Origin of the sequence: Acetobacter tropicalis (assembly GCF_001580915.1) — a bacterium.
Lineage (GTDB): Bacteria > Pseudomonadota > Alphaproteobacteria > Acetobacterales > Acetobacteraceae > Acetobacter > Acetobacter tropicalis.
Map to the genome: position 1 here is coordinate 63977 of NZ_LHZQ01000217.1, position 20963 is coordinate 84939.

A 20963-nucleotide genomic window follows, 5' to 3' on the forward strand; every position below is an offset into this window, starting at 1 on the left:
TTGCTGCGTAGGGGCGTGCATATGAGGCCAAACCGCCACAAGTGCAAGACAAAAATGGAAGGTTTTCAAAAAAACATGGCATGACAGAAATACCCTCGGTAAAACCACCACTCACTTCGGTTTCTTCACGTTGTTTTTCCTGCTTGTTCGGGAACACCGCCGCTGCCGTGAAGGGAACCGCCCGTAACTTTTGGCCTTGTTCGTTCGCGCTCCTGGTCACTCGCGGTTCAACCTCTGGCCCCAAGCCACACGACAAAGAAGGATGTTTGACGCACGATGCAGGTTCTCTGTGATTCCGCCGCACCGTCGCCTGCTGAGCACCAGCCTCTGGAAAACCAGAATCCGGATGTGGAGAAAACTGGCCGGACATTCCGCAGCCCCTCAGACCTCGGCCGTGCGGACTGGAAGACCATTTTCATCCAGACTGCCAAGAGCCTCATTTCCGGCCCCACAACGTTGGTGGCCGCAGGCTGCGCCTTCTATACCACCCTCTCCCTGTTTCCGGCCATCAGTTCCCTGATTTCCATCTACGGGCTGGCGTTTGATGTGCAGACCGTCACGCCACAGCTTGAAGTGCTGCGCAGCCTGCTGCCGCCTAGCGCCTACAGCCTGATCTATGACCGTATCCAGACCCTGGTGGCCGAGCCGCACAGCTCTCTTACCTTCAATCTTGTCATCTCGCTGAGCGTGGCACTCTGGTCTGCCTCGGCCGCCACACGGTCCATTCTGGCGGCGCTGAACATTGCCTATAACAGCAAGGAAAGCCGCAGCTTCATCGTGTTCCAGATCACGGCACTGAGCATGACGCTCTCCGCAGTGCTGGGCGCGGCTCTTACCCTGGCTCTTATGGTGGCGCTGCCTCTATTCCTGAACCTGCCAGCGTGGCTGCACATCCCCACTCCGCCCGGCTCCCTTGAATTTGCGGCCAGATGGAGCGGGCCGCTTATCATGTTCACCTTCCAGATTCTGGCAACATCGGTGCTCTACCGCTTTGGCCCGGACCGTCACCACCCTGCTTTGTGGCGGTGGGTTCTGCCGGGGGCACTGTTCGCCACACTCACATGGATCATCAGCGCCTCAGGCTTTTCCTATTATGTAGCCCACATTGCCAGCTACAACGCCACCTACGGACCTCTGGGGGCAGTGATCGCCATCATGATGTGGTTCTTTGTCAGCGCCTGGGTGATTCTGATGGGTGCGGAACTGAACGCGGAAATGGAAAGCTACGCACGCGGCGAACGCCGCAAACCCGTTCACCTCTGATACACATAATCAGGGGCTGAACGAACATCCGTCGGACAGTACAGGCATAGGGCGGGAAAAGACGGAAAGAAGAGCACGCAGCAGGAGGCCAACCGCACTAAGCGCCTCAAGGGCAAACAGCCGCCCCCTTGCATGACTTGATAGAGGCGACACTCAATAACGCCGCACTTCCGTCTGCTGAGCATTCAGCGAGGCTGAAAAACCAGCCGAAAAATCTGATTGAAGCCACGACAGACGCACGTCCAACAGGCAGGTCGGGCCAATATCTACATGGCCAACCTTCTCGGATTTTCGGTCTGATGGCCTCGCCACGGGCTTTCAGCGTGCCTTTGCAGGCTCAAAAAGACCCCACAGAAGCCTTTAATGGACGACTTCATGAGCCGCCCTTAACGTCTACAAGCCTGCCAGAACATGCTGACAGACTTTATTAAGACGGAAATTTTATGAGCGTTTTGCGCGCCGGATCGGGCGCACGGTATGCCCCTGCGCGGCCTCAAACTGCATAACGGAAGAGGATTCGATGGATTCGGACCCATCCTGTGGCGCAGACGCAACTTCAATCGGCGCAGGCTCGATCTTCACGTGCGCAACGCCAGACCCAAGCATGCCAATTTTGGCTGCCGCAGCCTGCGAGAGATCAATGATACGGCCCCGACTATACGGCCCACGATCATTGACCGTGACCACAACCGAACGGCCTGTGTCTTCTGACGTCACCAGCAGCTTGCTGCCCAGTGGCGCGGTAGGATGGGCCGCAGTCAGGCTCGCTTTATTGAAAAGACTGCCAGAGGATGTGCGCCGATGGCTGAAACGACCACCGTACCAGCTTGCCATGCCCTTCTGCAAAGCGTGATGACCCTTGCCCATGGCGGGGTTGGAAAACGTGGGGTCTTTCTGCTCGCGCGCTGCAAGAGCACGCTGCACAGAATCGGCCCACGCTGTGCCACTTTGCCCGCTATCCTCTGCTCGTGCAGAAGAAGCAGACCCCATGGAGGCCATAACAAACACACTTCCAAGAAGTGCCCGGCGTAGGGCTGACATCCGCTTGTTCACTCCATCACCCATTAAAACTGGTTGAATAAAGCCGTTGCATGCCTGAAAAAGCAACCAGTTTCTGCCCCGGCCCCTTTTACAGGCTCCCCTTTCATGGCGGAGGCTCATGGCGAAAAAGAGGCAGATACAGCGCGTTTTTGTGTTGACCTCGCATTCCGGCCGCTGGCCTCACACCCCGCGGCAAATGGCTGGAACAGACCGCCCGGAACAGGTTTTTCCTGAATTTTCCGCCGCATACCAATCTCTTCTCTTGGATGCAGCGTGGCATCGTGCTACGGCCCGATGCACTATGGAAAGACCTCTTATTGCTGTGCTGAACGGCCCCAATCTCAACATGCTCGGCCAGCGTCAGCCCGAAATTTACGGCAGCGCCACCCTTGATGATGTGGAGCAGATCTGTATCCAGGCCGCCGACAAGCTGGATCTGGCCATTGATTTCCGCCAGACCAACATAGAAGGTGAGCTGATCTCCTGGGTGCAGGATTGCCGTAAACGGGCGCGTGGCATCATCATCAACCCCGCAGGTTACAGCCATACGTCGGTTGCCCTGCTGGATGCGCTTCTGGCTACGGACCTGCCGGTAATTGAGGTCCATATCTCCAATATTCACCGCCGCGAGCCATTCCGCCACATGTCCTATGTCTCCCGCGCCGCCGTTGGCGTTATCTGCGGGCTAGGCGTGACAGGGTATTCTCTGGCATTGCAGGCAATGACCGATCTTATTCTACATGAGGATGACCAATGAGCGGATTGCTCGTGGATGCAGATGCCATTCGGGCATTGGCTGAAATTCTGACCGACACCGGCCTGACGGAAATCGAAATTGCGGAGAAAGACAGCCGCATTCGTGTGGCCCGTGCTCCTGCTTCCGTGCAGGCCGTGGCTCCGGCCCCTGTTGCTGCTCCGGCTCCGGTAGCGGCCCCTGCGGTGGCGCCGGTTCCCGCTGCTCCGGCAGACCTCTCCCGCCATCCGGGTGCGGTTAACAGCCCCATGGTTGGCGTGGCGTATCTCACGCCTGATCCGTCCTCCCCTCCGTTTGTGAGCGAAGGCCAGATTGTCAGCGCCGGGCAGACCCTGATGCTGATTGAAGCCATGAAAACCTTCAACCAGATCAAGGCTCCCAAGGCTGGCACGGTTAAGACGCTGCTGGTGGCCTCGGGCGATCCGGTAGAATTCGGCCAGCCGCTTGCCATCATCGAGTGATGTTTTCAAAAATCCTCATCGCCAACCGCGGCGAGATTGCCCTTCGTATCCTGCGCGCCTGCCGGGAACTTGGCATCAAGACCGTAGCGGTTCACTCCACTGCGGATGAAGACGCCATGCACGTGCGCTTGGCGGATGAAGCCGTGTGTATCGGGCCTGCTGCGTCACGCGACTCCTATCTGAACGTGGCGGCCATTCTGGCTGCGGCCACCATAACCGGGGCGGAAGCCATTCATCCCGGTTACGGCTTTCTGTCCGAAAACGCGGATTTTGCCGAAACGGTGGAAGCCCACGGCCTGACCTTTATCGGGCCAACGGCTGACCATATCCGCATGATGGGCGACAAGATCACCGCCAAAACCACCATGGAAGCCCTTGGCGTTCCGCTGGTGCCGGGTTCTGACGGTGAACTGAAAAGCCTTGAAGAAGCCCGCGCGGTTGCAGAAAAAGTTGGCTACCCCGTTCTGATCAAGGCGACGGCTGGCGGTGGCGGACGCGGCATGAAAGTGGCGCAGAGCGCAAGCGAACTGGAAGAAGCCTGGAGCGTAGCCCGCACGGAAGCCCGCACGGCTTTTGGCAATGATGCCGTTTATCTGGAAAAATATCTGGATAAGCCGCGCCATATCGAACTCCAGATTCTGGCCGACAACCACGGAAACGTGGTGCATTTTGGTGAGCGTGACTGCTCCCTGCAACGCCGCCACCAGAAACTGCTGGAAGAAGCTGGCTCACCCGTTCTGTCTGCTGAACAGCGTGACGCCATTGGCCGCACCGCTACGGATGCTCTGGCCAAGATGGGCTACCGGAACGCAGGCACGCTGGAGTTCCTGTATCAGGACGGCCAGTTCTGCTTTATCGAGATGAACACCCGCCTGCAGGTTGAGCATCCGGTTACGGAAATGGTGTGTGATGTTGATCTGGTGCGCGAACAGATCCGCATCGCAGCAGGGGAAGAGCTGGGTTATACCCAGCCTGACATCTCCTTCTCCGGCCATGCCATTGAATGCCGCATCAACGCGGAAGACCCGGATACCTTTGCCCCCTGCCCCGGCACGGTGGCGGTATATCATCCCCCCGGCGGCCTTGGTGTGCGCGTGGATAGTGCCCTGTACACCGGATACCGGGTGCCGCCTTACTATGACAGCATGATCGCCAAGGTGATTGTGCATGCCCCGACTCGGGCGCAGGCCATTGCCCGCATGCACCGGGCGCTGGACGAATTTGTGGTGGAAGGCATCAAGACCGTCATTCCGCTGCACCGCCGTATTCTGGCGGACCCTGAATTCCAGAAGGGTGAGTACACCATTCACTGGCTGGAACAGTTCACCAGCCGCCCGCACTGACCTCTACGTGCGACCAGAAAAACCCGGCTTTCGGAAGGAAGCCGGGTTTTTTGTGGTCACTCCTCCGTGATGCCCGGTTGACGCTTTCTCTGGTGCAGGTTTGCCTTCTGCCGCGTGCGGCATCTGGCTGCACAGTGCATGAGAGAAAGCAAACACATGTCTCTTTCAGGTAAAACCGCCATTGTGACAGGTGCCGCGCAGGGTATCGGACGCGGCATTGCCCTGCGCCTTGCCAAGGATGGCGCGGATATTGTTATGACCGACCTCAAAAAAGACAAGCTGGCCACCGTAGCCGCAGAAATTGAGGCATTGGGCCGCAAGGCGCTACCTCTGACTGCGGATGTCAGTGACCGCGCACAGGTTTTCTCCGTGCTGGAACAGGCCTCTCAGGCTATGGGGCACGTGGATATCATGGTGAACAATGCCGGTATTGCGCAGGTGCGCTCCCTGCTGGAGGTGACGCCGGAAGAAGTGGACACCATTTTCCGCATCAATGTGCAGGGCACGCTGTGGGGTATTCAGGCTGCCGCAAAAACCTTTAAAGCGCAGGGCACCCCCGGCAAAATTATCAATGCCTGCTCCATTGCGGGGCACGAAAGTTTTGCGTTTCTGGGCGTTTATTCCGCCACCAAATTTGCCGTACGTGCGCTGACACAGGCTGCCGCCAAGGAACTGGCGTCCTCCAGCATTACCGTGAATGCCTACTGCCCCGGTGTGGTGGGCACGGATATGTGGACGGAAATTGACCGCCGCATGGCAGAGGAAACAGGAGCCCCGGTGGGCGAGACCTACAAAAAATACGTAGAAGGCATTGCACTGGGCCGTGTGGAAACGCCGGAAGACGTTGCCGCCTTTGTGGCTTACCTGGCCAGTGCGGATTCCAATTACATGACAGGCCAATCCGTCATGATTGATGGCGGCCTAGTGTACCGCTGACGCGACCACTCAAGCCGGAAAGCCACCTGCGCCCCATAAAAAAGGCTCTCCGAAGAGAGCCTTTTCTACACATAACACGTCCTGAACCAGACTGCGTCAGGCTGCGGAAGACACACCCGCCTCTTCCTCTTCTTCCTCATCATAGGAGCGGATACGCGGGTCTTCACCACGGCGGGGGGTGAATTCTCCACGCCGCAGGGCAGTCTCAATATCTTCCAGCGTGGCTCCGGCCGTTTCTGGCACAAAGAAATACACAAAGATCACAGATGCCAGATTGACCCCCGCATAGACCCACATGGTGCCCCCCAGTGTCACCAGATGCACCAGAGTCAGTGCTGTAGCAGTTACCAGAAGGTCAGCCCCCCACAGCACGGCAGCATGCACACTGGTTGCCGCAGCCCGCATGGGGAGCGGGAACAGTTCGGCCCCCAGCAACCAGCCAACCACCTGAATGCCGCCTGCATTGAACATCATGAACAGCAGCATGAAGACAATGGTCACCCAGCTTCCAACGCTGCCTTTATCCGGATGGATGGCGAACATGATACCCAGCCCGATCAGGCTGATAACAGAGCCCGGTCCCATGATCAGCACCAGACGGCGGCGCCCAATTTTATCCACAAACAGGCAGCCCAGCAGGGTCATGACCAGATAGACAATGGAAATGCCAAGGCTGGCCAGCAGGGCGGCTGAATTGCCGAACCCGGCATCAGACAGAAAGGTTGGGGCGTAATAGATCATCATTTCCAACCCCCCTGCCTGTGTGAAGAAGGCAATACCCAACGCGGCAATCAGCGCAGGGCGGGCAAATGGTAGGAAAAGACCTTTCCAGCCCCGCTCATCTTCATCCATGCTGGCCGTGTTTTCATGAATTTCACGGATCTCACGCCGAATGGCCTTGCGGGAAGTCCGCACACGGCTCAACTGCTCAACTGCGGAAACAAGACCCTCATTTTCCGCCGTCCAGCGCGGGCTTTTGGGCAGAAAGAACATGCAGACAAATACAAAGGCCGCAGGCAGGGCCGCCACGGAGATCATGGGCCGCCATCCCCAGGCATCACGCATGGCAAAACCCACAAGGTTAGCCAGAAAAATGCCAACCCCAATGGCAACGTTAAACAACGTCACCAGATTACCACGTTTGCTAGCAGGGGCCAGTTCCGAAATATAGGTGGGCACCACCTGCGTAGCTCCCCCCACCGCCAGGCCCAGAAAAACGCGGGCAATAATCAGGCTGTTCATGTCTGGCGCATAGGAGCATGCAAGCGCCCCCACCACAAAAACCGCGGTCACCACCATAACGGTGGCCCGGCGGCCAAAACGCTCGGACAGATAGGAGATGCTCAGCGCACCCAGCACCGCACCCACAAGGATGGCAGATGTCACCATTTCTTCCTGACCAGAAGTCAAATGAAAGTCTTTGGTGATAAGAAGAAGAGCACCGGAAATAATACCAGTGTCATAACCGTATAACCCACCGCATATGGCAGCAACAAAAGCCGCTATCCACAAGACACGATGGGCGTTTGGCGAAATCTCAACATTCGCAATTGCTTCTTGAGCACGTTTCTTTTCTGCTTTCATGGCACCATAATGCCACAATGTGGCAACGGTTGCATAGAAATTACATTTTTTTATTAAATATGTTACAGTGGCGTGTTTGAATCTCTTCTACTCCCTGTTCCGCACACACGGAGAATTATGAGGGCAGCGTGCCCCGTAGTCCCGAATTTCCTTGACAGGAAAACGCGAAAAGCTATCTCATTCCTCATACCAAGGGGGGTTCCGGCAAGGAACTGAGAGGCCACTGTGTTCTGGCAACAGAGCAACGGCGTGGCGACCCTGCCGCCAGCATGCATGATGCCGCTGGCGGGGAACCTGATCCGGCTAATACCGGCGGAGGGACTGGTGCAAAAGAAGAGCGCGCGAACTCCCTACATCCGTGGAAGCCTCTTCTGCCCCCGTCCTCCTCTGGCTGAGGAGAGAGTTATGACCCAGGCCACAACTTCAGAACGTACCCATACCGGCAACCCACGCCCGGCCAACACAACGGCACCCGCACCGGGCCATGTGACCACCGGCCCCATTCGGGGGTCTCGCAAAGTGTATTCCAGCCCGGAAGGCCACGCGGACATTCGCGTGCCATTCCGTGAAATAGCACTTGATCCTTCCGCTAATGAACCGCCATTGCGCGTGTACGATACCTCCGGCCCCTACACGGACCCGGAAGAGCAGATTGACGTGCGGCAGGGGCTGCCCAAAGTGCGCACCCCCTGGCTGGCCCGTCGAGGCTTCAGCCCCATTGCCCCGCGAGAAGTACGCCCCGAAGACAACGGCAACGCTTCTGGCGATCATCTCGTCGCCCCCTGCCCTGCTCCGCACCGTGTGCTGAAGGGGGCTGATGGCCAGATGGTCACGCAATATGAATTCGCAAAGGCCGGGATCATCACGGAAGAGATGATCTATGTGGCGCACCGTGAAAATCTGGGCCGCCTGAAAGCAGCAGAAGGTGCAACAGAACGCCTTCAAGATGGCAATTCCTTTGGCGCAGCGCTGCCCGAATTTGTCACCCCGGAATTTGTGCGTGAAGAAATTGCCCGCGGTCGCGCCATTATTCCCGCCAACATCAACCACCCGGAACTTGAACCCGTTATTATTGGCCGCAACTTTCTGGTGAAAATAAACGCCAATATCGGCAACTCCGCCGTCACGTCCTCCGCAGCGGACGAAGTGGAAAAGCTGGTGTGGTCCATCCGCTGGGGTGCGGATACGGTGATGGATCTTTCAACGGGCCGCAACATCCACAACATTCGTGACTGGATTCTGCGCAACGCCCCCACCCCCATTGGCACCGTGCCGCTGTATCAGGCACTTGAAAAAGTGGGCGGGGATGTTGCGAAACTGAGCTGGGACGTGTTCCGTGACACGCTGATTGAACAGGCGGAACAGGGCGTGGACTACTTTACCATCCATGCCGGTATACGCCTGCAACACGTGCCGCTTACCGCCAACCGCGTAACGGGCATTGTCTCCCGTGGCGGGTCCATCATGGCAAGCTGGTGCCTGAACGGCCACCGTGAGAGCTTCCTGTATGAGCATTTTGAAGAAATCTGCGATATCATGCGGGCCTATGATGTTTCGTTCTCGCTTGGCGATGGTCTGCGCCCCGGCAGCATTGCCGATGCAAACGATGCCGCACAGTTTGCCGAACTGGAAACACTGGGCGAACTGACCCAGATCGCGTGGGCAAAAGGCTGTCAGGTGATGATCGAAGGGCCGGGCCATGTGCCCATGCACAAGATCAAGGAAAACATGGACAAGCAGTTGCGGGAATGTGGAGAAGCCCCGTTCTACACGCTTGGCCCGTTAACCACAGATATTGCACCGGGGTATGACCACATTACCTCCGCCATTGGGGCAGCCATGATCGGCTGGTTTGGCACCGCCATGCTGTGTTACGTCACCCCCAAGGAGCATCTGGGCCTGCCAAACCGGGATGATGTGAAAACTGGTGTCATCACCTACCGTCTTGCAGCCCATGCGGCGGATCTGGCCAAAGGCCACCCGGCCGCCAAACTGCGGGATGATGCCCTGAGCCGCGCACGCTTTACCTTCCGGTGGGAAGACCAGTTCAACCTCTCGCTCGATCCTGATACCGCCTGCGCCTATCACGATGAAACCATGCCGCGTGAAGCCCATAAAACAGCGCATTTCTGCTCCATGTGCGGGCCGAAATTCTGTTCCATGCGGATCAGCCAGGACCTGAAGGAAGATGCAATCAGGCTGGCCGGCATGGAAGCAAAAACCAAGGAATTCCGTGAAGCTGGCGGAAAAGTTTACGTTCCAGCCGAATAACCAACTCTTTCTCACCCGCTCCGCCGGGTGAGGAGTTTCTGCGCTTCAGTGCGATATGATAAAGTTTTCAATGCTCTATCATATCGTCCGAGGCATAGTGGTTAGATCAACGAATATCGCGTAGCCTCTTCATCATCTGTCCACTCTGGAATGATGCACTAATGGGCGCAACCAGTTGCGCGATTTCTTCCGAACTCGGCGGTCGCATATTTGGAATCAGCAATTCCAGAGCCTGCTCATAAAAACCGTCTGTCTGCTGCAGAAGGGCCTGCACATCGACAGCGGACATCTGGTTCGGCAAAAAAGCACGTAGATCCCTTAGGATTTCAAATCGCTGCCCTTGTGACGTATTACCCAATAGCGCCAACAAAGATGCCTGAGATTGTGGCTTCCCCAGATTGGGCCGTATGGTGGAAACTGCATTTTCCCAGAACCCTTCCATACCTTCCAGAACAGGCACCATCTCCGTGCCTTGCAGTCCCTTTTTCATATGGGAAGCAACAGCTTTCAAGGCGTTAATTCTATTTCCCTGCTCCGTGCCGTCAAGCAGACTGGCCATATCCGTGGGGGATACATCACGCTCCAGCCGCCGGGCCATAAACTCGATTGCGGAGCTTCTAAAACCCTCCATGCCATCAAGAAGTTTATTAACATCTGTTACGGTCATTGTTTCAGGCATTGCTACAGACAGAGCCTTCAACCCCTGAAAACGGTTTCCCTGCTGGGTTTCTCCAAGCAGACGCGCAAGATCCGCCGGAGCTACAGGTTTTGCGAGCTTGGACGATATCTTCTCAAGACCCTGGGTCCAGAAGCCTTCAGTACCACGCAGAATCCGCAAAGCCTGTTCTGTAGTCAGCGGTGTCTGGATATGGTCATTCAGCTTGCTGATAGCCTGATAACGATTTCCCTGTTCCAGCCCTCCCAACAAAGCGATCACCTCATCTCCACCAATGGAATCGGGTAGATACTGATCCAGCACCTCAATGCTGTTTTCTCGGAAATTATCAGTGGATTGCAGAAAAGACAAAGCAACTGTTACCGGTATAGGGGCCTGCACGGACGGCACCAGCATGCGGATAATCTGTGAGCGACTTCCTTCACGCGTGCCATGCAAAAGCTGCGTGACCTGATCATAAGAAAGCTTGCCGTCACTATCCGTCAGCCCCCGTTCAATAGCAGAAGCTCGCATATTCGGATCAATACTCGCCAACTGCTTCACCAACGGTGCAAGATCTGCGTTATCTTTCTGGCTCACGGAAGAAGGCATTTCAACTGGCTGTGCAGGCGCGGGAAGTGGCGTAGGTGCCGCAGCCTGAACGGGCGGTGAGGGTACCTCTTCTCTCTTCACAGTAGGAATCTGTGGAGCTGGCGTGGCTTTTTCAGAGCCAGAAATAGACTTCGTTTCTTCCTGATGCGAGGAGAGAGACGCTATTTTAGGGGCATCAGACACCACCGGCATAGCAGAAGATGACATTGCAGCAGGTGCGCCGGGCGGTTTATGCAAAAAGACCGAAGCGCCAATCCCTGCGGCAATAACAACAGCGGCCCCGCCTCCCAGAAGGAGAGTCCGCGTATTCCGTTTAGAAGGAGAACCTTCTGCCTCTACTACCGGCAGGCCTGCCTGTCGGCGTAACGCATCACACAGCCGATCCAGGGCATCCCCATAATTACGGAACAGATCAATAAACTGGGCATTGGTCATCTGGTACTCAAATGCCCCAGTCGGTAAAATATCTTCAATACGTGCCGGGATAACGGGTTTATTCCGTAAACTGGCAAGAGCCAGCTCCTTGGCTATTTCCTTTGAACGATTGGCGTTTCCGCTAAACAGAAGGAGCATAGCCACAGAACGCTCCATCGCATTGACAATAGCACTTTGGTAATCTTCTCCCGGTAAAATATCCCGGCAGCTCATCCAACATTTCAAACCACGTTTTTCAATGTCATTTACAAGCTTTTTTGCAAAATCTTCATCTTTTGAAGAATAGCTGAGAAAAACAAGACCATTCATAATTTTCTGCCTATCTATCATCTGTAATGATACGTTCAAAAGGGAGTTCAGCCCATCTTGGCCGTGATGGGACGGCTGCGATGCGCCTGAACCCACGTTGCATTCTCTGCCAGAGATTCTTTTCCCAGTGTGATCATGAGTGCCTTCCACTCATCATCCAAAACCTTTCGGTCCTCTTCATGGGCCTGCGCCAGCGCGTGCCTGATTCCGCGCGCCTGATGCTCCGCGTGCTCAAATACGCCTGCCGCCTGATCATAAGCGTGAATATGTTCCTCCAGCAGACGCATTTCCTGAAAGGTCAGAAAAAAAACGAGGATAGCAGGCAGAACACCAATCAATACGGAAGGAAGTTCACGCAGGGATTCCGGCACGCTTTCCGGCAATGCCCCACCACATAAAAGCTGAGCAAGCGCCAGCGCAGCGATACAGATACACAGTACCCCTATGGTCGTGTGAATCATCATCTTCAGACGACTGGCCATTTTCTCATACGATTTGAGACGATTCTGGAAATAGTTCCTCTGGCCATCCATCCATATGTGCGTAATGGCCTTGCGTGGTGTTTGTTTGTGCATCAATGCAGCAGCCATCGCCCATAGGGACGGCCCTCGCAAGGCCAGACGAATCCAACCCAGTTCGCCTTCATGCTGCCGTAGATAATTATCTGATACAGAGAGAGGAAGCTGTGAAGCAGACCAGTAAAACTGCACACGCAAAGCTTCGGCAAGAGCACGATGATCCTGATAAAGCTCCTGCCATTTTCCAGGTTTTACGCGAATATTGTAATACAGAAACGCCAAGCCAAGCACAGCAGCATAAGCAAGCAGCAGGCCTACGGGTTTTCCGTATTCACAATAGGTTTCAAAAAGTGAAACACCTGTCGGAATAGCAAGTGCGAACCAGAACAATGCGCCCAATTGCCTCCTGCCTTCCGTACGGGCGCGCGGCCGCATGCCTGGCACCCAGTCCCCCAACAGCTTTTGCTGTGAAATAAAAGACAGCGTATCTGCTTGACCAAAGAGTGTCCTTACTCGCTCAAGGTCAGGTTGGGTTTCCTCTTCAAGCCCAAGATAAACCCCACTGGTCATGCATAATCTGGCGTGCGTCTGGCCGGTGTGCTGCAAGGCATTGCTGGCCAGCACAACCGCATCAAAATCCTTGGGGGCCAGAAGCTTTAAAGTCTTTTCCCACTCGGCGGGTGTTAGTCCGGACGGAAGGGATTGCCAGCAATACCTCACATCATGTTTTTTGTATTTACGGGTCAGATCGTCCGCGGGCATATCACTCCACCACCGTGCCATTCCCGCTGTTTCGGGCTCCGGGTTGGAATCTGTCGCCCGGGGCGTATGCAGGTGGAGAACCGGACCGCAGCGCGCCAGTTCCAGACGTGGAAGACGCTCCGCGAACAGACGGCTACCTGTTACACTGGCAGCAGCAACTTCAACATATTCACCATGCGTCCGGATAGCTACGGTATGAGCGGTTCCACCACGCCCTGCTCGCCGAGGGCGGCCGGGTCGTTGCTCAGCAGAATCATTATCCTCTCCATTCCATAGCGCCAGCAGGATATGGCTTTGCCGACTCAGGAGAATGGCAAGTTGCTCATATTGCAGAACATCTTCTGCCGCCGGATCACCATTAGCGGCCTGAACGGGCGGTAGAGTAAACCGCAACCTCACGTTATCACCGGCATATAAACGGTCAAAACGCTCACGAGCCTCAGGTACCATGGTAAAACGGTAAGCCTCTATGGGCATAGGCAGAATACAAACCACCGGAATACCAAGCTGGGCAGCAATATCTGCCACTTCCTGATCCGCGCCTTCAGCGAGTGCAGTCATCACTTGTAAATGAGTGGGATAAAGTGCCTGCAGGGCTCTCAGCACGCAAGAAATATGCTCCCGCAACGGTGCAAGCGCCTGAGGATGAATGTTCCGATGGCCTGAAACACCAACAAGAATAGGGAGAGCAGGCATGTGTTCTATTCTTTCCTTAAATATATCCGAACATGCAAATGACACGCGCCGTAATAGAGAATAATGCGCTTTGCATCCTTATCAAAACACAGCATCGGATGTTAGTGGTTCTCGCGCTTTTTCGAGGAACATCCGGCCTGTACAGACAAAGGCTGCCCCAGAACAGAAACAAAACCTGCACATAAAAGCTAAGAAAAATGAAATTTTTGTCTGAAAATAACGGAATGGACGACACAAACTATTCTGATTACTGTTGCCCTACCCCCACAGGTGACTGCAGCTGTAACGAAACAAGGCCCAGCGAGACATCCGTATAGAAGCTTCGAGCGCATTTGCGCTTGCTTAAATTAATTACTTTTTGGGGAATCGCATCGTGGCGGAGAGAGAGGGATTCGAACCCTCGGTACGCTATTAACGTACACACGCTTTCCAAGCGTGCGCCTTAAGCCGCTCGGCCATCTCTCCGGCGCGGGTGTGGTAATAGCAAGATCAGCGAAACTGGCAAGAGGAAATTCTCCCCCTCACACGTTTTAAACGGAAAAATGTGGTTTCCGGGCGTTCCGGATGAAGCGTTTTATGGCCTCGGGGCTTTTAACGCCCGGTGCGCTTTCCACACCGGAAGAAACATCCACGGCTGGCGCACCCGTGAGAGTCACGGCCTCTTCCACGTTTTCCGGGTTCAGCCCTCCCGCCAGCATCCACGGAAAAGGCGGATGCCAGCCGTGCAGCATGGACCAGTCCAGCTTCTGGGCGTTGCCACCCGGCCGGGTAGCCTGTGCGGGCGGTTTTGGCTCAATCAACAGCCGGTCAACCAGGCAGCCTGTCGGGAGTTCCGCGCGGCTGGACACAGGTTGGGAAAGCCAGACCGGTACGCCAAACCGTTGGCTGAGAGCCAACGCCCGCTCCGGTGAGGCATAAAGTTGTAGGACATCCAGCTTCACACCATCCAGCACACGGGCCAGCGCGTCATCGTCTGGATGCACAAACAGCCCCACCCTTTTGGGGCCACCTGCATGCCGACCGGAAAGGCGGTCCGCCTGCTGGGGCGTGATATTGCGGGGGGAGCGCTCAAAGAAGACAAAGCCGATCCAGTCGGCTCCGTGCTCTACGCAGGCATCAAAACCCGCTTCCTCTGTCAGACCACAGATTTTCACGCCCCGATGCGGCATCGTGTCTCCCGGCGGTTGCGCCATTACCCAGCCAGTTCTGCCGCGATTGCCGCCGCCGCTGCGGCCGGGTCAGCCGCCTGCGTGATGGGACGCCCGACCACAATCCAGTCGGCCCCGGCCTGACGCGCTTCACCGGGCGTCATGACGCGTTTCTGGTCCCCTGCCTGACTCCCCGCTGGGCGGATACCCGGCGTTACCAGCAAAGGAGCATCTCCCAACGCATCACGGAGGGGTGCAATCTCATGGGCTGAGCAGACAAGCCCGTCTATACCGGCCTGCATGGCCAGTTTACCAAGGCGCAGAACCTGCGCCCGTGCGCCATCGGCCACACCCGTTTCTGCCAGAGCGTGGTCATCAAGGCTGGTCAGCACTGTTACGGCCAGAAGGGCTGGCCGGGCATCTGCCGGGAATGCTTCATCACACGCCTGACGCGCAGCTTCCATCATGGCCCTGCCGCCTGACGCATGCAGGGTCAGCATTCTGGGCCGCAGGTAAGACAGTGCCCGAACAGCGGCACCCACCGTATTGGGGATGTCATGCAGCTTCAGGTCCAGGAACAAGGGCGTGCTGCCTGCAACATCCGCGACAGCCTGAAAGCCCGCCGCATAGGCAAACTCCAGCCCCAGTTTAACAGCCCCGGCAGAAGGACCCACCGCCTGCGCCCATGCTTTGGCTGTGGCGGGGTCCTGTGTGTCCAATGCGGCAATAAGCCCGGTTTGACGTGCCATTAAATGGAATCTTCAGAAGGAGGAGGAATAATGGCGGCAGTCGGGACGCCCTGCGGATGCTCCACCACGTGGGTTGCGGCAGAAGCCGCCTGCACCTGGGCAAGCTGGGCTTCAAGCTCACGCACCCGTTGTTCAGCCTTGCGCGCCCGGCGGCGCTGCACAAGTTCAGCCGCCCAGAGGCAGAAAGCCCCCATGATAAAGGCGACGGCAGCGACAATCAGCGCCAGAACACCTGCAGAACATTTCCAGCTATATGTGAGCAACCACATATCCAGCGGGTCCTGATTACTGGCGCTGAAGACAACAAGCGCCAGCAAAAACGGGATAACAACAGTCAGTCTGATCATGGTTTTGTGGTACCCTCACGTTGCTGGAAGAGCAAGGACTATCAAGGCTCCGCCATGACCCGCCCGCCTGCGCACAGGACAAAACACCAAGGTGGGGTCTCGCACATCCAGAGCTAATCTGTTACTGCTGCCAGACATATCAGTCACTGAAATTTTCTTTCGCATTCAGCTTTAAGCCAAACAATCATAAGGAGTTCCTGCCCCACATGTCCGATCATAACGAACACACGATAGACTCCGTTGATGGCGGCATGAATACGGGCCGGGGCAATCCCACCATTCTGATGGGCATACAATACAGCAAGACCGTCACCTTCCAGACGGTCAATGCGCCGGCTGTTTACATGCGCGCGCAGGAACGCCCGCACATTGCCATCGCGGTTGATGTCCGCGCCCACCAGTTGGGGGAAAACCAGCCGAACTTTGAGGTGGAGCTTGTTCTGCAATGCCGTGGCCAGACTGCGGCCGGTAATAACGGCGAACAACCCACACCCTTGTTTGAAGCCAGCCTGACCTACGCGGGTCTCTTTACGCTACAGAATTCCACCGCAGAAACCTTTGAGCCGCTTCTTCTGATAGAAGCCCCGCGCCTGCTGTTTCCGGGTGCGCGCCATGTGCTGGCGACCCTCAGCCGTGAAGCTGGCTTCCTGCCCGTTGTGATTCAGCAGATTGATTTTGCGCAACTGTGGCGTAACCGCCGCGCAGAAGTCTGAGCCTTTTCCTTCCTTAATGCCCCGGCGGTTTTTGTTCAGTATCCGGAAAACAGTGTGATGACAGTAGCCCAGTTCCCCCCTCTATGGCAGGCGTTTGACCCTGTCTGGTATCGGCAGGAATACAAGGATGTACTGGGCGATGCCGCCACACTCTCGGATGAGGATCTGGCCATATGGTATCAAAGCCAGGGCGCATTTTCCGGCCATTCCCCCAACCGCTATTTTGATGAGGAATGGTACCGGCGGAACTGCCGGGAAGCACAGGAAGGCCTCGCCTCTGGTCAGTATCGCTCCGGTTTTGAACATTACTGTCAGATAGGGTTCAAAACACAGTCTCCACACTATCTGTTCTCTGAACGCTACTATACCACCAGCTTTGCAGACGCGAACGCGCAGGCGCTGGCCAGCCAAGGTTTTGCCAACGGGTATGATCATTATCTGCGCGTAGGAGATCAGGAAAAACGATCAGGCCATTTATTCTTCAATCCTGATGTCTATCTTCAAAACTGCCCTGCGGAAGCTTCAGATGAGCCTCTGCTCCCTTTCCGGCAGTTCCTGCACACAGACAGAACCCTGCCGAACCATGTTGTTCTTTCCGAGCATTTCAACCCCGAATGGTATGCACGGATGAACCCCAACGCGGTGATGATGGTTGAGTATGGCTACATGCCCAACGTGCTCTATCAGTTTCTGGCAGACTTCACGCCAAACGGGTTCTGACCTTTTCTCTCCGCCCTATTCGTGGGATTGCACTCTGTAACAGGATGTAAAGTGGCGGAGATGCTTTTCTCCACGCACCAGGATTGAGAAACAGAGGGTTACGCACATGACCGTACAGGCCGCACTGACGCAGGCAGACACAGGGTTGGACGCCAGCCTGAGCCGTCTTTTTGATCTGCTGCGCATCCCCAGCATTTCCACCCAGCCCGAACACGCGCCAGACTGCCGCAAAGCCGCAGAATGGCTTGTGGACACCCTGAAAGAAATCGGGTTTGAGGCCAGCGTGCGCGAAACCCCCGGTCACCCGATGGTTGTGGGCCACGCCAAAGGCCCCGAGGGCGCACCCCATGTTCTGTTTTACGGGCATTATGACGTTCAGCCGGTAGACCCGCTGGATCTGTGGCACTCCGCACCGTTTGAACCCGTGATGGTCAAAGGCCCCACGGGCGACATGGAAATCACGGCCCGAGGTGCTGCGGATGACAAGGGACAGGTGATGACCTTCCTTGAAGCCTGCCGCGCCCTGAAGGCCGCTGATGGCACGTTGCCGCTTTCCGTGACTGTGCTGATTGAGGGCGAGGAAGAATCTGGCGGCGTGAACCTGCTGCCATTTCTGGAAGCCAACCGTGACGAACTGAAAGCCGATGTCGCGTTGATCTGTGACACCGGGATGCTCGCACGTGGCATGCCCGCCATTACCACCATGCTGCGTGGCATGGTGGGGGAAGAAGTGACCATAACCTGCGCCAACCGGGATCTGCACTCGGGCATGTATGGCAACGCCGCGCGCAACCCGATCCAACTCCTGTGCGATATCCTGTCCGATCTGCGTGACGGCGCCACCGGCCGCGTGACACTGCCGGACTTTTATGAGGGCGTTCCGGTTATTCCGGAAGAAACCCGCGCCCTGTGGCGCAAGATTGGCCCTACGGATCAGGAAGGTCTGGCCCCGGTTGGCCTGAGCCTGCCTGCTGGCGAAATTGGCTACACCGCACTGGAACAGACATGGTGCCGCCCGAGCTGCGAGATCAACGGGATCAGCGGTGGATATGAGGAAAAGGGGTTCAAGACCGTTCTCCCCTCCAAGGCCATGGCCAAGGTTTCCTTCCGCCTTGTCGGTGATCAGGACCCTGAGAAAATTCGCGCAGCCTTCCGCGCCCATGTGCAGGCCCGCCTGTCTGCTGACTGCTCAGCCGAGTTTGTGCCGCATGGTGGCTCACGCGCCAGCGTTGTTTCCGCCAATATGCCCTTCCTGCCCCCGGCCCTGACCGCACTGGAAGCAGAATGGCAGCACCCTGCCGCCGTTATTGGCTGCGGTGGCTCCATTCCCGTGGTGACAGAAGTGCAGCAGGCACTGGGTATGGACTCTCTGCTGATCGGTTTTGGTCTGGAAGACGATCGGGTCCATTCTCCCAACGAGAAATATGATCTCACCTGTTTTCACAAAGGTATCCGCTCCTGGATCCGCGTTCTTTATGCGCTGACCGGCAACGCCCCACAGTAAGGACAAAACGCCATGCTGGTTCTGACACAGGGAGACCCGGCAGGCATCGGGCCGGAAATTACCGTCAAAGCCTGGCAGGCAGTGCGCCACAGTGGCCCTGCGTTTGTGTTTCTAGGCGCACCAGAGTTGCTGGAAGGTGCCGCCCCCGTGCAGGTGATCTCCTCCATTGCGGAGGCGGAAGCGGTTTTTCCCTCCGCCATTCCGGTTCTGCCGCTTGGTCTGGCAACGCCAGCCATACCCGGCACACCGGACAGCCGCAATGCGCCCAGCGTGATAGACAGCATTGCCAAAGCCGTTGCCCTTGTTCTGGATGGTGCGGCAAGTGCGGTCGTCACCAACCCCATCAGCAAGGAAGTAGTGCAGAAAACCGGCTTTGCGCATCCCGGCCATACGTCTTATCTGGCTGAACTGTGCGGGGTACCGGGGCAGGATGTAATGATGCTGGCTGGCCCATCCCTGCGGGTGGTGCCGGTTACGGTGCATGTAGCGCTCCGCAAAGCCATTGATCAGCTCTCGACAAACCTGATCATGCAGACAGCCCGCACGGTGGCAAAAGGGTTGCAACGTGATTTTGCGCTTTCGGCCCCGCGTCTGGCCGTTGCAGGGCTGAACCCCCATGCCGGAGAAAATGGACTGATGGGGTCTGAGGAACAGGACATCATCCTGCCCGCCATCACCGCCCTGCGGGCTGAAGGCATGGACATTACTGGCCCCTACCCGCCAGATACACTTTTCACCCCACAGGCGCGGGCAAAATATGATGTTGCCTTGTGCATGTATCATGATCAGGGGCTGATTCCGTTAAAAACACTGGATATGGCGGAAGGCGTGAATGTAACGCTTGGCCTGCCCATTATCCGCACATCCCCTGACCATGGCACGGCTTTTGATATTGCCGGGCAGGGGCTGGCTGATCCGTCCAGCCTGTTGGCCGCCCTGCGGCTGGCGGCGCAGTTGAGCGAAAACAGAAAGAAGACCGCATGACCACAGCAACCCGCTCCCCTATCCGGCTTGGTGTGAACATTGACCACGTTGCCACCGTGCGCAACGCCCGCGGCGGCATCCACCCTGACCCGGTAGCCGCCGCCCTGCTGGCCGTGCAGGCCGGGGCCGATGGCATTACCGCCCATCTGCGCGAAGACCGCCGCCATATCCGGGATGCGGACCTCAAACGCCTGCGCACGGAGCTTTCTGCCCCGCTGAACATGGAAATGGCCGCAACGGATGAAATGGTTGCACTGGCCTGCGCGCTTGTGCCCCACGCCTGCTGCATTGTGCCTGAACGGCGCGAGGAAGTGACAACCGAAGGCGGGCTGGATGTTGCAGGCCAATTGGAAAGCCTGACACCCCGCGTACGCGCTTTGGCCAGCAAGGGAATTCGAGTTTCCCTGTTCATTGACCCAGACCCTGCGCAGGTGGAAGCCTCCGTCACGGCTGGTGCTCAGGTGGTGGAACTGCACACCGGTGCGTATGCGGAAGGCCGCGTGGGTGAACTGGACCGCCTGCGCGCTGCCGCCACGCAGGCCCATGCTGCCGGGCTGGAAGTACATGCCGGGCACGGGCTGACATTTGAAAACGTTGGCCCGGTTGCAGCCCTTCCTGAAATCCGTGAACTGAATATCGGACACTTCCTGATCGGGCAGGCCATTTTTGACGGCCTGCCATCCGTTATCCAGGAAATGAAGCTGCGTATTCAGGAAGGATCGGCCCGCTCAATCTAAAAAAGCGTCCAGCTAAAACACGCCCACCTTGGCCAAGCTGGGCTTGCATAACGCACGCTCAGAGCCACGGTGCCCACATGGCTGCCTTATGCCCAGAAAAGCAACTGCCACCTGTTTTTCGCCGTTATAAGAAAACACACGCCTCACAGAACGGGAAAAACAGAGATGGCCCTCCGCCGCAAACACACTCTTGCCGTCACCCTTCTGTCGGCCATTCTGGTGTGGGGAGCAGCATCCCTTCCCATAGCGGCAGAAGCAACCTCTTCTGCCGCCGCCACCCAAAGCGGGAAAAAGCCAGAGGCCTCCTACTGGCACAACTGGACAGACGCCCGCGGTGTCAGCCACATGACAAAATGCACGTTTCACACCTACGCGCTGAAATCCAGGTATCGATAGCGGGACCGGGTTTGATGCCATGGAG

At 56.8% G+C, this 20963-nt stretch carries 20 protein-coding genes and 1 tRNA gene; 12 read left to right on the plus strand and 9 right to left on the minus strand.

The features are described 5' to 3' along the window. Positions 1–276 precede the first annotated feature (276 nt). Positions 277–1263 (plus strand): YihY/virulence factor BrkB family protein, encoded by a 987-nt coding sequence (locus AD944_RS12500; RefSeq protein WP_052427191.1) that lies wholly within the window; start codon positions 277–279, stop codon positions 1261–1263. A 153-nt stretch (positions 1264–1416) separates the two neighbouring features. On the opposite strand, the gene AD944_RS16825 is transcribed toward AD944_RS12500, so the two are convergent. Together AD944_RS16825 and AD944_RS12505 are read right to left on the minus strand one after the other, a co-directional pair. Further along, entirely contained in the window at positions 1417–1575 is a 159-nt protein-coding gene (locus AD944_RS16825; RefSeq protein WP_156477259.1) for a hypothetical protein, read from the minus strand. 129 nt (positions 1576–1704) lie between these two features. Beyond that, a complete protein-coding gene (locus tag AD944_RS12505; RefSeq protein WP_006558882.1) occupies positions 1705–2304 on the minus strand; it encodes a septal ring lytic transglycosylase RlpA family protein in 600 nt (199 codons plus the stop codon). Positions 2305–2605: 301 nt separating this feature from the next. On the opposite strand from AD944_RS12505, the gene aroQ reads away from it, so the two are divergent. The 4 genes from aroQ (at position 2606) to AD944_RS12525 (ending at position 5798) form a co-directional block, all read left to right on the plus strand. Beyond that, a complete protein-coding gene (gene aroQ / locus AD944_RS12510; protein WP_006558884.1) occupies positions 2606–3061 on the plus strand; it encodes a type II 3-dehydroquinate dehydratase in 456 nt (151 codons plus the stop codon). Further along, positions 3058–3519 (plus strand): acetyl-CoA carboxylase biotin carboxyl carrier protein, encoded by a 462-nt coding sequence (accB, locus tag AD944_RS12515; protein WP_039904583.1) that lies wholly within the window; start codon positions 3058–3060, stop codon positions 3517–3519. Before aroQ ends, accB begins: the two co-directional genes overlap by 4 nt. Continuing rightward, positions 3519–4862, plus strand: coding sequence for an acetyl-CoA carboxylase biotin carboxylase subunit (accC, locus tag AD944_RS12520; protein ID WP_045542604.1), 1344 nt, complete (start codon positions 3519–3521; stop codon positions 4860–4862). Before accB ends, accC begins: the two co-directional genes overlap by 1 nt. Positions 4863–5018: 156 nt before the next feature. Then, entirely contained in the window at positions 5019–5798 is a 780-nt protein-coding gene (locus tag AD944_RS12525) for an acetoin reductase (protein ID WP_045542603.1), read from the plus strand. A gap of 96 nt (positions 5799–5894) precedes the next feature. On the opposite strand, the gene AD944_RS12530 is transcribed toward AD944_RS12525, so the two are convergent. Continuing rightward, entirely contained in the window at positions 5895–7382 is a 1488-nt protein-coding gene (locus AD944_RS12530; RefSeq protein WP_035380303.1) for a sugar porter family MFS transporter, read from the minus strand. 405 nt (positions 7383–7787) lie between these two features. Between AD944_RS12530 and thiC the strand changes: the two genes are divergently transcribed. Beyond that, positions 7788–9653 carry a phosphomethylpyrimidine synthase ThiC gene (gene thiC / locus AD944_RS12535; protein WP_045542602.1) on the plus strand — a complete coding sequence of 622 codons (1866 nt, stop codon included), beginning with the start codon at positions 7788–7790 and terminating at the stop codon, positions 9651–9653. 106 nt (positions 9654–9759) lie between these two features. On the opposite strand, the gene AD944_RS12540 is transcribed toward thiC, so the two are convergent. From AD944_RS12540 to AD944_RS12565, 6 genes are all read right to left on the minus strand, one after another. Next, positions 9760–11685, minus strand: coding sequence for a TIR domain-containing protein (locus tag AD944_RS12540; RefSeq protein ID WP_082741248.1), 1926 nt, complete (start codon positions 11683–11685; stop codon positions 9760–9762). 26 nt (positions 11686–11711) lie between these two features. Beyond that, a complete protein-coding gene (locus AD944_RS12545; protein WP_045542600.1) occupies positions 11712–13640 on the minus strand; it encodes a hypothetical protein in 1929 nt (642 codons plus the stop codon). Positions 13641–14014: 374 nt separating this feature from the next. Beyond that, positions 14015–14105, minus strand: a tRNA-Ser gene (locus AD944_RS12550). A gap of 65 nt (positions 14106–14170) precedes the next feature. After that, complete coding sequence (locus AD944_RS12555) at positions 14171–14833, minus strand: phosphoribosylanthranilate isomerase (RefSeq protein ID WP_045542599.1); 663 nt, start codon at positions 14831–14833, stop codon at positions 14171–14173. Next, positions 14833–15537, minus strand: coding sequence for an orotidine-5'-phosphate decarboxylase (pyrF, locus tag AD944_RS12560; protein WP_045542598.1), 705 nt, complete (start codon positions 15535–15537; stop codon positions 14833–14835). Before pyrF ends, AD944_RS12555 begins: the two co-directional genes overlap by 1 nt. After that, complete coding sequence (locus AD944_RS12565) at positions 15537–15884, minus strand: lipopolysaccharide assembly protein LapA domain-containing protein (RefSeq protein ID WP_045542597.1); 348 nt, start codon at positions 15882–15884, stop codon at positions 15537–15539. The genes pyrF and AD944_RS12565 overlap by 1 nt, the downstream gene beginning before the upstream one ends. Before the next feature lie 206 nt (positions 15885–16090). Between AD944_RS12565 and AD944_RS12570 the strand changes: the two genes are divergently transcribed. The 6 genes from AD944_RS12570 to AD944_RS17275 all read left to right on the plus strand — a co-directional run bounded on the left by AD944_RS12570 (position 16091) and on the right by AD944_RS17275 (position 20938). After that, positions 16091–16597: a protein-export chaperone SecB gene (locus AD944_RS12570; RefSeq protein ID WP_006559654.1), complete on the plus strand. Its 507-nt coding sequence runs from the start codon at positions 16091–16093 to the stop codon at positions 16595–16597. Positions 16598–16654: 57 nt separating this feature from the next. Continuing rightward, positions 16655–17317 (plus strand): hypothetical protein, encoded by a 663-nt coding sequence (locus AD944_RS12575; protein ID WP_045542596.1) that lies wholly within the window; start codon positions 16655–16657, stop codon positions 17315–17317. Between the two features lie 106 nt (positions 17318–17423). Further along, complete coding sequence (locus AD944_RS12580) at positions 17424–18821, plus strand: M20/M25/M40 family metallo-hydrolase (protein WP_045542595.1); 1398 nt, start codon at positions 17424–17426, stop codon at positions 18819–18821. Positions 18822–18833: 12 nt separating this feature from the next. Then, entirely contained in the window at positions 18834–19805 is a 972-nt protein-coding gene (pdxA, locus tag AD944_RS12585; RefSeq protein WP_045542594.1) for a 4-hydroxythreonine-4-phosphate dehydrogenase PdxA, read from the plus strand. Next, positions 19802–20542 carry a pyridoxine 5'-phosphate synthase gene (locus AD944_RS12590; RefSeq protein ID WP_045542593.1) on the plus strand — a complete coding sequence of 247 codons (741 nt, stop codon included), beginning with the start codon at positions 19802–19804 and terminating at the stop codon, positions 20540–20542. Before pdxA ends, AD944_RS12590 begins: the two co-directional genes overlap by 4 nt. A 165-nt stretch (positions 20543–20707) precedes the next feature. Then, positions 20708–20938, plus strand: a complete 231-nt coding sequence (locus AD944_RS17275; protein ID WP_061474869.1) for a hypothetical protein — start codon at positions 20708–20710, stop codon at positions 20936–20938. Positions 20939–20963: the final 25 nt, after the last annotated feature.

Excerpts from the sequence above, each read along its gene's own strand:
- AD944_RS12505 (WP_006558882.1), bottom strand. The coding sequence starts at position 2,304 with ATGTCAGCCCTACGCCGGGCACTTCTTGGAAGTGTGTTTGTTATGGCC.
- accB (WP_039904583.1), top strand. The coding sequence starts at position 3,058 with ATGAGCGGATTGCTCGTGGATGCAGATGCCATTCGGGCATTGGCTGAA.
- pyrF (WP_045542598.1), bottom strand. The coding sequence starts at position 15,537 with ATGGCACGTCAAACCGGGCTTATTGCCGCATTGGACACACAGGACCCC.
- AD944_RS12565 (WP_045542597.1), bottom strand. The coding sequence starts at position 15,884 with ATGATCAGACTGACTGTTGTTATCCCGTTTTTGCTGGCGCTTGTTGTC.
- AD944_RS12590 (WP_045542593.1), top strand. The coding sequence starts at position 19,802 with ATGACCACAGCAACCCGCTCCCCTATCCGGCTTGGTGTGAACATTGAC.
- pdxA (WP_045542594.1), top strand. The coding sequence starts at position 18,834 with ATGCTGGTTCTGACACAGGGAGACCCGGCAGGCATCGGGCCGGAAATT.
- AD944_RS17275 (WP_061474869.1), top strand. The coding sequence starts at position 20,708 with ATGGCCCTCCGCCGCAAACACACTCTTGCCGTCACCCTTCTGTCGGCC.
- AD944_RS12540 (WP_082741248.1), bottom strand. The coding sequence starts at position 11,685 with ATGATAGATAGGCAGAAAATTATGAATGGTCTTGTTTTTCTCAGCTAT.
- AD944_RS12500 (WP_052427191.1), top strand. The coding sequence starts at position 277 with ATGCAGGTTCTCTGTGATTCCGCCGCACCGTCGCCTGCTGAGCACCAG.
- AD944_RS12530 (WP_035380303.1), bottom strand. The coding sequence starts at position 7,382 with ATGAAAGCAGAAAAGAAACGTGCTCAAGAAGCAATTGCGAATGTTGAG.
- AD944_RS12580 (WP_045542595.1), top strand. The coding sequence starts at position 17,424 with ATGACCGTACAGGCCGCACTGACGCAGGCAGACACAGGGTTGGACGCC.
- accC (WP_045542604.1), top strand. The coding sequence starts at position 3,519 with ATGTTTTCAAAAATCCTCATCGCCAACCGCGGCGAGATTGCCCTTCGT.
- AD944_RS12570 (WP_006559654.1), top strand. The coding sequence starts at position 16,091 with ATGTCCGATCATAACGAACACACGATAGACTCCGTTGATGGCGGCATG.
- thiC (WP_045542602.1), top strand. The coding sequence starts at position 7,788 with ATGACCCAGGCCACAACTTCAGAACGTACCCATACCGGCAACCCACGC.
- AD944_RS12525 (WP_045542603.1), top strand. The coding sequence starts at position 5,019 with ATGTCTCTTTCAGGTAAAACCGCCATTGTGACAGGTGCCGCGCAGGGT.
- AD944_RS12545 (WP_045542600.1), bottom strand. The coding sequence starts at position 13,640 with ATGCCTGCTCTCCCTATTCTTGTTGGTGTTTCAGGCCATCGGAACATT.
- aroQ (WP_006558884.1), top strand. The coding sequence starts at position 2,606 with ATGGAAAGACCTCTTATTGCTGTGCTGAACGGCCCCAATCTCAACATG.
- AD944_RS12555 (WP_045542599.1), bottom strand. The coding sequence starts at position 14,833 with ATGGCGCAACCGCCGGGAGACACGATGCCGCATCGGGGCGTGAAAATC.
- AD944_RS12575 (WP_045542596.1), top strand. The coding sequence starts at position 16,655 with ATGACAGTAGCCCAGTTCCCCCCTCTATGGCAGGCGTTTGACCCTGTC.